Below are 12,391 nucleotides of genomic sequence, written 5' to 3'. Positions count from 1 at the left end.
AGTTATGCTCGCGGATGCGTATGTAAATAAATATGGCGCAGCCGGTCTTTCGTTACATGGGTATACACTTGTGTTGATGAAAGATGCGCATGCCCAAGCAATTCTTGAACTGTACGCATATCGGCCCCTTCATTTAATAAATGAGTCGCAAACGTATGTCTCAGCACGTGTGGGCTAATATTTTGAGTAAGCGCCGCTTTTTTTACTATTTCATCCAAAATATAACGCACTCCCCGAGGTGTTAACGGATTGCCGCGGGCGTTGACAAACAAATAAGCATGAGCGCTTTTTGCTTTTTGCAAAAGCTCACGCCGTCCATGATGAATGTAACGCTCCAATGCTTCTTTGGCAAAACGGCCAAACGGGACATAGCGCTGTTTATTCCCTTTCCCATGAATCAAAATGGTGGAAACAGAAAAATCGATATCAGAAAGTTGAATGTGACAACATTCACTAACACGGACGCCCGTCGCGTAGAGAAGCTCAAGAATCGCTTGATTGCGTTGGCCGATCGCTGTATTAACATCATTGACATAAAAAAGTCTTTCTAATTCCTGCTCATATAAAAAATTAGGAATTTTTTGTTCTTTTTTCGGAAGTGCAGCGAGCGCAAACGGATTTTCTTTTACCTTTTTTTCCCGCAGCAAAAACTTATAGAAGCTTCGCAAACTAGAAATTTTCCGTGAAATGGAACGGCTTGACTGTTTTTGTTCATACAGCTTCGTCAAATAGAGACGAACATCATTATACGTTACTTCATGCAGATGATGAATCCCTTGTTCATTCATAAACTCGAAAAACTGCTCTACATCTCGTTGGTAACACACAATAGTATATTGTGAATAATTTTTCTCGATTTGTAAATATTCTATGAACAATTTTAACGCAATTTTCGAATTTTCCATTTTTCACACCTCACAAAGGCTACTAAATATTAACATATATTAATAGCCCTTGCAATCTTTTTTAATAAAATTCTGAATTGTATCCAATGCCCGTTGCGCGTATCGTTCATTGCGGCGCTGTTTATCTTTGATTTTTTCTTCTAGAGGTGCAAACAAACCGAAATTAGCATTCATCGGCTGAAAATGATTTGGATTCGTCGACGTAATGTAATGCGCCATGCTGCCAATTGCTGTTTCACGCGGAAAAACAACAAGTTCTTGCCCTAATACAAGCCGCGCTGCGTTAATTCCTGCGACAAGCCCCGATGCTGCTGATTCCACATACCCTTCGACACCGGTCATTTGTCCAGCAAAAAATAAATCGTCACGCTCTTTATATTGATACGTTGGCCGCAATAATTTTGGCGAGTTGATAAACGTATTGCGATGCATCACGCCATAGCGGACAATTTCTGCATTTTCTAGCCCCGGAATAAGGCGAATTACTTCTTTTTGCGGGCCCCATTTCAAATGTGTCTGGAATCCGACAATATTGTAAAGCGTACCTGCCGCATCATCTTGCCGAAGCTGAACAACCGCGTATGGACGCTTTCCGGTACGCGGGTCTTCCAAACCAACCGGTTTCATCGGCCCAAATAGAAGCGTCTTTTTCCCTCGCCGCGCCATTACTTCAATCGGCATGCAGCCTTCAAAATAAATTTCTTTTTCAAACTCTTTTAATGGAACCGTTTCTGCGGAAATGAGCGCTTCGTAAAAGCGGTCGAATTCTTCTTCTGTCATCGGGCAGTTGATATACGCAGCTTCGCCTTTATCATAACGTGATTTGACATATACTTTATCCATATTAATGCTTTCTTTTTCGATGATTGGAGCAGCGGCATCGTAAAAATATAAATATTCTTCTCCCGTTAGCTCTTTTAGCCGCTCGGATAATGCTTTAGACGTTAATGGCCCTGTTGCGATAATCGTTGGGCCAGACGGAATTTCTGTCACTTCTTCACGAATAACGGTCACATTCGGATGCCCTTGGACAAGATTGGTTACACGCGCGGCAAACTCATGCCGGTCTACAGCAAGCGCACTTCCCGCCGGAACAGAGCATTCATCTGCTGCCTTCATAATGACAGAATTCAAGCGGCGCATTTCTTCTTTTAATACGCCGACTGCATTTGTTAATGAATTAGCACGCAACGAGTTGCTGCAAACAAGTTCCGCAAATTTATCTGTATGGTGAGCAGGCGTTTGCTTCACCGGTCTCATTTCGTAAAGGCGGACATGGATGCCGCGGTTGGCAAGCTGCCATGCCGCCTCACTGCCTGCCAAACCTGCGCCAATGACATTTACCGTTCGTTCGTTCACCATATATTCCTCCTTTATTTGTCAAGATTGTGGTGCTTCTTCGTAATCACATGCCGTACATTGCACTTGCACGCCTTTTTTCAGTTTCTTTTCCACTAGCAAGCCGCCGCATTTCGGGCAAGGGCGGGCAAGCGGTTTATCCCACGAGACGAAATCGCATTGTGGAAAACGGTCGCAGCCATAAAAAATCCGCTTTTTCTTACTGCTGCGCTCCACAATATTTCCTTCGCGGCATTTCGGACATTTTACCCCGATTTCCTTAACGATCGGCTTTGTATTGCGGCATTCCGGGAAATTGGAGCAGGCGACAAATTTGCCGAATCGCCCCATTTTATATACCATTGGGCTTCCGCATACTTCGCAGTCGACTCCCGCCGGCTCGTCTTTAATCTCGACTTCTTTCATTTCCTTTTCCGCGGTTTGCAGCCGCTTTTCAAATTCCTGGTAAAATTCGTCGACCACTTTCACCCATTCTACTTTTCCTTCCTCGATTTCATCCAAATTTTTCTCCATTTTCGCTGTAAACTCCACGTCAATGATTTCTGGGAAAAACTCTAACATTAGTTCTAACACGATTTCTCCAAGTTCTGTTGGAACAAAACGTTTATTTTCTAGCACGACATAGTTTCGTTTTTGAATCGTATCAAGCGTCGGCGCGTACGTAGACGGCCGGCCGATGCCAAGCTCTTCTAGCGTTTTCACAAGCCGCGCTTCCGTATAGCGAGGAGGCGGCTGAGTAAAATGCTGCTTTGGTTCAATATCTTTGCTGAAAACAGTTTCCCCTTCCTGCAAATCCGGAAGAAGGCGATCTTGTTCATCCGTTTGGTCATCCGTTCCCTCTACATATACTTTCATAAAACCAGGAAATTTTACTTTCGAGCCGCTTGCCCGAAAGATCACCCCTTCATTTTCAAGTTCAATGCTCATCGTATCTAACAGTGCGGCTGCCATTTGGCTTGCGATAAAACGTTCCCAAATTAACTTATACAACCGAAATTGATCGCGGGTTAAATATGGCTTTACCTTTTCCGGCTCGCGAAATGCAGATGTCGGACGAATCGCTTCATGCGCATCTTGCGCATTGGCATTTTTCTTTTCTTTTCGCTTTTCTTGTGCGACAAATTCTTTTCCAAACGTCGCTTCTATATAAGATAGTGCCTCTTGCCGTGCGCTTTCTGATACTCTTGTCGAGTCTGTACGCATATAGGTAATTAAGCCGACCGTTCCTTCACTGCCAAGATCAATTCCTTCATATAGCTGCTGGGCGATCATCATCGTTTTCTTCGTTCGAAAATTAAGCTTGCGCGCTGCTTCTTGCTGCAAGGAAGACGTCGTAAACGGCGGCACTGGATTTCGTTTCCGCTCCTTTTTTGCCACCGATGTCACCGTAAAGTGGTTGCCGTTTATGCGTTGTAAAATCGCGGCAACGTCTGCTTCCTTTTTTAATTCAAGCTTTTGCCCATCCACTCCGTAAAAAGAAGCAGTAAACGTTTCATTTCCTTTTACAAATTCGGCTTGAATCGTCCAATACTCTTCCGGCTGAAATTGTTTAATTTCTTTTTCGCGGTCGATGATCAAACGCAGCGCTACAGATTGAACACGCCCCGCGCTCAATCCTTTCTTCACCTTTTTCCAAAGAAGCGGGCTAATGTTGTATCCAACCAGCCGGTCCAACACTCGGCGCGCTTGCTGCGCGTCAACAAGATTCATATTGATCGGACGTGGATGTTGAAATGACTCTTTAACCGCATCCTTCGTAATCTCGTTAAATACAACGCGGCAGTCGGAATGAATATCAAGGTCGAGCATATTGGCTAAATGCCAAGCAATCGCTTCCCCTTCGCGGTCCGGGTCCGCGGCAAGAAACACTTTTTTTGCTTTTTTCGCTGCTGTTTTTAATTCTTTAATGATTGGCCCTTTACCGCGAATCGTAATATACTTTGGCTCATAGCCGTTATTTATATCAACGCCCATTTGGCTTTTTGGCAGATCGCGAACATGTCCCATCGAAGCTTTTACTTTATATTTTTTTCCTAAATATCGTTCGATCGTCTTCGCTTTCGCTGGCGATTCCACGATGACAAGATAGTCTGACATCAAACTTCCTCCCCTAACGAGGTAAATTTAAAATCTTCATTATTATTAATGATTCTTATGATATTTGTCAAACAAGATATGAAAAATTCTTGCATTGCTTTTATCTGAAAAATTCTTGCATTGCTTTTATCGAATGTAGGAAAATTCCTCGAATATATCGGTTGCCGAATGAACTAATTTTGCTCCTTGCTGTATTAACATGTTTGGCCCTTTTGATTGTTCCAAAAAAATTGGACCAGGAACGGCAAACACCTCTCTTCCTTGCTCTAGCGCTAATAGAGCAGTAATTAATGAGCCGCTTCTCTCTTTCGCTTGTACGACGATCGTTCCAAGCGATATTCCGCTGATAATCCGATTGCGCAGCGGAAAATGCCATTTTTGCGGCCGCACATGCGGCGGATGTTCCGATAAAATAAGGTGTCCGCCCATTAATTGGTCTGCTAGTCTTTTATTTTGTCTTGGATATATATGTTCAAATCCTCCTGCGATGATCGCGATTGTATGTCCACCGTTTTCAATTGTCATTTCGTGCGCTAACGTATCGATTCCTATCGCGAGACCGCTTACGATTACCCAATCGTTCGCCACCAGCGGCGGAACTAGTTGCCGCAACGATTGTATCCCTTCTTTTGTCGGCTGTCTCGTCCCAACAATACTAATCATTTTAAATGACGACAAAAGGCGAATATTCCCTTTTGCATACAGCACCCATGGGGGCTTGTATATATGTTTTAACAAAGGTGGATAGTCTGAGTCAAAAATTGTGATGACGTGGATATTTTTGTCCTTATATGTTTTTATCATACTTTCAATATGAGGGGAATGTAAATCTTGGAAAAATTGTGTATATTGTTGGGAGGATAAAGGAATACGCGTTCGCAATGCAGAAGATGGAAGGGTAAATACAGAGGAAAAGGTCGGATCGATTTCCAATAAGCGATGGATCGTTTTCCAGCCTGCCCCGCGGCAGTGGTGAAGATGAATAAGGCGCTCACGAACGGATGAATACATCGTATCTTCCTTTCTATCCCTTTGTCTGTTTTTGCACGGTTCCGATCATGAATCTGCCATAACGATGATAGAATTCGCCAATACCCAATAAAAATCGTCCCGCCTGAAAAACGATGCGGGACGATGTATTTTAATGAGTTTTACATTTTTCGTAAAGGCCTTGTTCCTTCAAAACGGAAATTAATGTTTCGCCAATTACTGCAGGTGTTTCTGCCACTTTAATGCCGCATTCGTTCATTTTCTTAATTTTTTCTGCTGCCGTTCCTTTACCGCCGGAAATAATTGCGCCAGCATGTCCCATCCGTTTTCCTGGAGGCGCTGTTTGGCCGCCGATAAAGCCGACGACCGGTTTTTTCATGTTCGCTTTTACCCATTCTGCCGCTTCTTCTTCCGCGGTGCCGCCGATTTCCCCAATCATAATAACGGCATACGTTTCTTCATCTTCGTTAAACGCTTTTAATACATCAATGAAGTTTGTGCCATTGACCGGATCGCCGCCGATTCCGACCGCTGTCGATTGGCCGATGCCCGCTTGCGTCAATTGATGAACCGCTTCGTACGTTAAAGTACCAGAGCGGGAAACAATGCCGACATGGCCTTTTTTATGAATGTAGCCTGGCATAATGCCGATTTTACATTCTTCCGGCGTAATGACGCCAGGGCAGTTTGGTCCGATGAGACGAGTTTTCTTGCCTTCCATGTAGCGTTTTACTTTCACCATATCAAGGACAGGAATACCTTCCGTAATACAAACGACAAGGTCTAATTCTGCATCGACCGCTTCCATAATCGCGTCTGCGGCAAATGCTGGCGGAACGTAAATGACAGAAGCGTTTGCTCCTGTTTTTTCTACCGCTTCGGAAACAGTATCAAACACTGGTACTCCTTCGACTTCTGTACCACCTTTTCCTGGCGTGACACCGCCTACAATTTTTGTTCCGTACTCGAGCATTTGTTTTGTATGGAATAATCCTTGTGAACCCGTAATCCCTTGTACGATCACTTTTGTGTCTTTATTAATAAAAATGCTCACGTTTCTCCCTCACTTTCTTAACGTACTAACTCCACGATTTTTTGTGCGCCGTCTGCCATCGAATCAGCAGCGGTAATGTTTAGACCCGATTCTTGCAAAATCTTTTTCCCTAGTTCGACATTTGTTCCTTCGAGACGGACAACAAGCGGAAGATTAAGGCCGACTTGTTTTGTCGCCTCGACAATGCCGCTAGCGATCACGTCGCATTTCATGATGCCGCCGAAAATATTGACGAAAATGCCTTTGACGTTCGGGTCGGAAAGAATAATTTTAAACGCTTCCGTTACTTTTTCCGCGGTTGCGCCGCCGCCGACATCCAAGAAGTTTGCTGGTTCGCCGCCGTAATATTTGATGATATCCATCGTTGCCATTGCAAGGCCGGCGCCGTTGACCATGCAGCCGATATTACCGTCAAGGGCGATATAGTTTAAATCATATTTGGATGCTTCAACTTCTTTCGGATCTTCCTCATCTAAATCGCGGTATTCTAAAATGTCTTTATGGCGATATAAAGCGTTCGAGTCAAAGTTTAATTTCGCATCAAGCGCCATTACTTTGCCGTCGCCAGTGACAACAAGCGGGTTGATTTCCGCGATCGAGCAGTCTTTGTCAACAAACACTTGATAAAGCCCCATCATAAACTTGACTGCCTGATTGACAAGCTCTTTTGGAATGTTGATGTTAAACGCTAAACGACGTGCTTGAAACGCTTGTAATCCCACCGCTGGGTCGATATATTCTTTAAAAATTTTCTCTGGTGTTTTTGCTGCTACTTCTTCGATTTCGGTACCGCCTTCTTCTGAACCCATCAACACAACGCGAGAAGTTGCGCGATCCACAACGAGACCAATGTAATATTCTTTCTTAATGTCGCAGCCTTCTTCAATAAGTAAGCGTTTTACTTCTTTTCCTTCCGGACCTGTTTGATGAGTAACAAGCACTTTTCCTAGCAGTTCGCTCGCATATGTACGAACTTCATCTAAACTTTTTGCTACTTTTACCCCTCCGGCTTTTCCGCGCCCGCCGGCATGAATTTGCGCTTTTACAACGCAAACAGGGCTTCCTAATTCTTTCGCCGCCTCTACCGCTTCCTCAACAGTGAACGCTACGCGGCCGTTTGGTACGCTAACGCCATAATTTCTGAGGATTTCTTTTGCTTGATATTCATGGATATTCATGCGCCAACCTCCTATGTATAAAACTAAAAAGTTCTAGCGCTTTCATTTTATAATGATACTTTCTATATTGTCCACCTTTTCGACACAAAATTAAAAAATTTCAAAAGGGAAAACCCTTTCAATCCTTTGATACAAGGGGATCTATTCTTTTTTTACATGTTTGTCTAAACGATAAATAAACGCAAACAATTCAGCAACAAGATAGTACAAATCTTCAGGGATTGTTTCGTTTATTTCCAGTTCACTCAATAATTGGACGAGAGACGGATCTTCTTGTATAGGAATCCCGTGTTGTTTTGCGGCATCGATGATCGCTTCCGCTACATGCCCTTTTCCTTTGGCAACCACTACCGGAGCTTCATGTACATTCGAATCATAGGAAAGGGCCACCGCTTGTTTTTCTTTGTTTTTCATATACGGTAATCCACCCCGTTATAACGTTGTTGAAATACGATATCAATGGGCATTTTCTTTTGTTTAGATGTTTCGATTTTCAAAGCGGATAACGTATATCCATGCGCCTCTAGCCGTTCTTTCAGCATAGGTTGAAACTCATTGGCAATGCGGAGTAAATGGGGATGATCATTGAAAATGGAAATGTGAACAATACGTTGTTGCACGCGCACGTCGACAACCGTTTCTTTTAATTTGTCCAAAAGTAAGCAAAAAACGATATGACAATAGTCTGGGTCGATTTTCCCATTTTTTTGTCTTTTTCCTTGCCAATGAATCGCTACATCCGTCCGTTGTTCTCCAATCTGAATCGGAATTTGCATAAATACATGTTGCAATGGTCCTTCGCCTTGGGATAATAGTTGCTGACCAGTAATATGATAAAGAAGCGTCTGTAACGTTTCTTTCAATACCGGTTCATGCGCGTTTTCTAACGCCTGCAAAAGAAGGGATTTTAAAGACGTTAGCGTCGTCATGGCAAGCGTTTTTGTTTCCAGCGCTCGGCGTATATTTGCTTCATACTGAAGCCCAAGCTTCTGAAACGACTCTTTTAATAGATGAAAAATCGATAAAGCAATATCATTATCCGATCTTGTTAAAATAGCAGAAAAAAGCTGTTGTTCCTCATTGGAGAGAAAACCGTTCTCATAGGATACATAAAGCGTTTGAAAATGTTTAAGAAATTGCTGTTCTTCAAATCCTGGAAATAACAGCTGTAAATGCTGCTGTATTTCTTGGAAGTCGCCATTCCTAATGGCAGTTTGGAATTTTTTTAATTGATCAGAATCTATGTTGTGTAACGGTAAACCTAACTTGTTCAATAATTGTTGCGCGATCTTTTGTTCAGGTTGTTGTAATGATTGAAGTAAATTGGAAAGAATGTCATAGGCGTTTTTTCGATCGGTTGCAATGTGCTGTAAATAGCGATGCAACGCTTGCAATGAATCTTTTTGCTGTTCCGTTGGCAAAGACGCCAGCAGTTTTTCCGTATATTGCAGCTGCTGAAAAAGCGGGGGATTGGTTTTTACCGCAAGCAATGAAAAGAAAACATCTTTCGTCACCGGAAAACGACGGGCAAACATATAGCGAAGCGTTTCCCATCCTTGTTCCTTATCTTCTAATTGCTCTGTCCATTGAACGATTTTACTCATTTCTTCTTTCGCAACCGGTATTTTTTCTTGTAATACAAAGCGAAGAAAAGAATGCGCATCACGCGGCAATTTCCATTTTTGAATAAGATGCTGCGCCGCTTCATCGATGTTGAAAGAGAGCCCTCTCTCTCCATCTATTATTTTCCAATATATATTGTCATTTTCGGCTTTTACTTCGAATAAATAATAATTTCCCGCTTGTAAAGAAGCGCGTAATCTTGCAGTTACAATTTCATCCCCGACGCGCACATGAGCGATCTTTTCAGCTTCTCCTTGTATGCTCTCAATTTTTCCATAGACAACTTGTCCATGGCGAAAGCGGCCGTGCGTTGCATCGCTAGCTGGAAAAACCGGCAATGCTTTGTCGATGCGTTTGATCATATTCCTTTCCTTCTTTCTTCATTTCTATCATTTCTTTAATTGGAGAAAAAGAACGACGGTGTTCATCAATGGTACCGTATACGCGAATCGCTTCTAAATGCTGGGCAGTGCCATATCCCATATTTTTTTCAAATCCATATTGTGGATATTGCTTTGCGAGCTGTTTCATAAAATGGTCGCGCGTCACTTTTGCAATGATGGAACTAGCCGCAATCGAAACGCTATTTGCATCGCCTTTTACAATGCTTTGTTGCGGTGTTGATATAGGCAGTGTCATTGCATCAATTAATAAATAATCCGGTTTCGGTGAAAGCTGTTCGACCGCTTTGATCATCGCTTTTTTTGTTGCTTCATAGATGTTCATTTCATCAATTTCCGCAGCTGTGACGACGCCAATGCCAATCGAAATCGCACAGGATTGAATCATATGAAATAACATTTCCCGCTTTGCTTCCGATAGCTTTTTCGAGTCATTTAATCCCGGAATGTACGCATCTTTCGGCAGCATGACGGCCGCGGCAACAACTGGACCAGCAAGCGGCCCTCGTCCCGCTTCATCGATGCCAGCTATATACTCGATTCCTTGTTCAAACAACTGCCGCTCATAGCGCGACATTTCCTGCCATTGTCTTTTTGCTTGTTCTTCTTGTTTTTTCTGTTTATACCAGCGAGCAACGAGCTTTTGTACGCTTTTTCGCTCATCTTGAACAATCTCTTTAAACAAGGGAGCATTCTCATCATCGATTTGCTGTAATAGAGCTTGTATTTCTTTTACAGTATATTTATTCATTTCTCCTGTCCCTCTCTTCTTTCTCTATACATTTTATCGGCATTGCAATAAAAAAATAAAGCCCGATTCATTTAGCGGGCTTTTATGGAGTTTCAAAACTCAATCTTCCTAATTTTTCCGTACGAATATCGTGAAGCACAATTTCGGATACTTTATCATAGTCAACGGCACCCCCGCTGACAAGACAGCCGCGCCGTTTGCCAATTGCATCAAACAATGCCACAATTTCTCCAGGAATATCATCAAGAGAATACCGCTCTTTTAATCGTTCTGGATAATGCTGTTTTAAAAAATTTAACGCATATACAGCAACATCTTGCAAATTTAAAATCGTATCTTTAATGGCCCCGGTTGTGGCAAGCTTCAGACCAACTTCCTCATCCTCAAATTTCGGCCATAAAATACCTGGTGTATCAAGAAGCTCCATTTCTTTGCCGACTTTAATCCATTGCTGCGCTTTCGTGACCCCCGGTTTATCCCCTGTTTTTGCAATATTCCTTCCAGCAAGACGATTAATTAGCGTAGATTTTCCAACATTCGGAATTCCAACAATGAGCGCGCGCATCGGTCGAGGATTTTTTATTCCTTTCGCCGCCATTTTAGCAAATTTGTCTTTCAACATCTCTTTCGACGCTGCTACAATTTTTTTGATCCCTGTGCCTGTTTGCGCATCGATCGCCAACGCATGCAACTGCTGCCGTTCGAAATAGGCAATCCATTGCTCCGTCACCGTCTCATCAGCCATATCCGCTTTATTTAGTAAAACGATACGCGGCTTGTTGCCGAGAATTTCATGAATCATCGGATTTCTCGATGACAGCGGAATGCGGGCATCGAGCAATTCGAACACGATATCGATTAGTTTCAGTTTTTCTTGCACTTCCCGTTTTGCTTTCGCCATATGGCCGGGAAACCATTGAATCGTCATATGCATCACCTATTGCTTATTATTTCACAATGCGTGCATCAGAAAGCGGCCAATACACAATATTGGCTTTTCCGACAACTTTATCCATTGGTATAAATCCAATGTGACGGCTATCTTTACTAAAACGGCGATTGTCCCCCATAACGAACAAATAGCCTTTTGGCACTGTTTTTCGGCCGGTAAGTTCCTCTAAAGTAAACGGTTCGGTCCATGGACCATCGACCACTTGTTTTTTATATTCTTCTAGGTACGGTTCCTCGTACGGCTTTCCGTTTACATATAGCGTATCGTTTTTGTATTCAATATGGTCGCCGGGCAAGCCGATGACCCGCTTAATATAGTCTTTTCCCTCTTCGGCATGAAAAACAACAATGTCAAAACGATGAGGCGTACCGATTTTATAAGAGAGCTTATTGACAATCATACGGTCGTGATTGTGCAGGGTTGGCATCATTGACTGGCCGTCGACAATAATCGGCGCGAAAATAAAATAACGAATGCCGCCCGCGAGCAAAACGGCAATCACAATCGCTTTTAACCATTCCCGCAGTTCACTTCTTTTCTTTTCCATCATTCTCCCACCTAAATGATTTTTTATCTATTATGACACAATTACGGGTAGTGAAAAAAGGAGCTTGCCATCAAGCTCCTTTTTCTCCATTCATAATGTTCATTATCGAACGATTTCTTTAATGCGTGCTGCTTTACCACGAAGTTGACGTAAATAATACAATTTCGCACGGCGTACTTTACCGCGGCGAACAACTTCTAACTTCGCGATTTTCGGTGTATGCACTGGGAAAGTACGCTCTACACCAACACCGTAAGATACTTTGCGGACGGTGAATGTTTCGCTAATACCAGCACCGCGGCGTTTAATTACAACGCCTTCAAACACTTGGATACGTTCACGGCTTCCTTCGATGACTTTCACATGAACGCGCACCGTGTCACCAGGACGGAAATCTGGTAAATCTGTCCGCAATTGCTCTTTCGTAATTTCTTGGATTAAATGATGCATCATTTTCCACTCCTTCCAACAGATGTTCATGACAATGCTTTTGCATCATTGCAGCGGAACATCGTTTTCCTCACTTAAGCAAAT

At 42.9% G+C, this 12,391-nt stretch carries 12 protein-coding genes; all 12 read right to left on the bottom strand.

All coding sequences use genetic code 11. The annotated features are described in order from the left end of the window. Positions 1-2: 2 nt before the first annotated feature. Positions 3-905 carry a tyrosine recombinase XerC gene (gene xerC, locus DER53_RS10090; protein ID WP_062753408.1) on the bottom strand — a complete coding sequence of 301 codons (903 nt, stop codon included), beginning with the start codon at positions 903-905 and terminating at the stop codon, positions 3-5. 39 nt (positions 906-944) lie between these two features. Beyond that, positions 945-2,267 carry an FADH(2)-oxidizing methylenetetrahydrofolate--tRNA-(uracil(54)-C(5))-methyltransferase TrmFO gene (gene trmFO, locus DER53_RS10085; protein WP_062678230.1) on the bottom strand — a complete coding sequence of 441 codons (1,323 nt, stop codon included), beginning with the start codon at positions 2,265-2,267 and terminating at the stop codon, positions 945-947. Between the two features lie 18 nt (positions 2,268-2,285). After that, a complete protein-coding gene (gene topA / locus DER53_RS10080) occupies positions 2,286-4,361 on the bottom strand; it encodes a type I DNA topoisomerase (protein WP_015863435.1) in 2,076 nt (691 codons plus the stop codon). A gap of 126 nt (positions 4,362-4,487) precedes the next feature. Next, positions 4,488-5,372 (bottom strand): DNA-processing protein DprA, encoded by an 885-nt coding sequence (gene dprA / locus DER53_RS10075; protein ID WP_062753410.1) that lies wholly within the window; start codon positions 5,370-5,372, stop codon positions 4,488-4,490. Between the two features lie 130 nt (positions 5,373-5,502). Next, positions 5,503-6,405 (bottom strand): succinate--CoA ligase subunit alpha, encoded by a 903-nt coding sequence (gene sucD, locus DER53_RS10070; protein WP_015863433.1) that lies wholly within the window; start codon positions 6,403-6,405, stop codon positions 5,503-5,505. 17 nt (positions 6,406-6,422) lie between these two features. After that, on the bottom strand, positions 6,423-7,583 hold the full coding sequence (gene sucC, locus DER53_RS10065) for an ADP-forming succinate--CoA ligase subunit beta (protein ID WP_015863432.1): 1,161 nt from the start codon (positions 7,581-7,583) through the stop codon (positions 6,423-6,425). Between the two features lie 141 nt (positions 7,584-7,724). Then, complete coding sequence (locus DER53_RS10060; RefSeq protein WP_015863431.1) at positions 7,725-7,997, bottom strand: EscU/YscU/HrcU family type III secretion system export apparatus switch protein; 273 nt, start codon at positions 7,995-7,997, stop codon at positions 7,725-7,727. Next, positions 7,994-9,568 (bottom strand): hypothetical protein, encoded by a 1,575-nt coding sequence (locus DER53_RS10055; protein WP_174525688.1) that lies wholly within the window; start codon positions 9,566-9,568, stop codon positions 7,994-7,996. Before DER53_RS10055 ends, DER53_RS10060 begins: the two co-directional genes overlap by 4 nt. Then, complete coding sequence (locus DER53_RS10050) at positions 9,525-10,358, bottom strand: ribonuclease HII (RefSeq protein ID WP_015863429.1); 834 nt, start codon at positions 10,356-10,358, stop codon at positions 9,525-9,527. Before DER53_RS10050 ends, DER53_RS10055 begins: the two co-directional genes overlap by 44 nt. 82 nt (positions 10,359-10,440) lie before the next feature. After that, positions 10,441-11,292 carry a ribosome biogenesis GTPase YlqF gene (ylqF, locus tag DER53_RS10045; RefSeq protein ID WP_375781757.1) on the bottom strand — a complete coding sequence of 284 codons (852 nt, stop codon included), beginning with the start codon at positions 11,290-11,292 and terminating at the stop codon, positions 10,441-10,443. Between the two features lie 13 nt (positions 11,293-11,305). Next, entirely contained in the window at positions 11,306-11,857 is a 552-nt protein-coding gene (lepB, locus tag DER53_RS10040) for a signal peptidase I (RefSeq protein ID WP_062753414.1), read from the bottom strand. 102 nt (positions 11,858-11,959) lie between these two features. Then, positions 11,960-12,307, bottom strand: a complete 348-nt coding sequence (rplS, locus tag DER53_RS10035) for a 50S ribosomal protein L19 (protein ID WP_062753416.1) — start codon at positions 12,305-12,307, stop codon at positions 11,960-11,962. Positions 12,308-12,391 lie beyond the last annotated feature (84 nt).

The sequence above is a fragment of the Parageobacillus toebii NBRC 107807 genome, from assembly GCF_003688615.2.
Taxonomy (GTDB): domain Bacteria; phylum Bacillota; class Bacilli; order Bacillales; family Anoxybacillaceae; genus Parageobacillus_B; species Parageobacillus_B toebii.
Note: the sequence above shows the minus strand (reverse complement) of the source record. Positions and strands in the feature narration are given on the sequence as shown.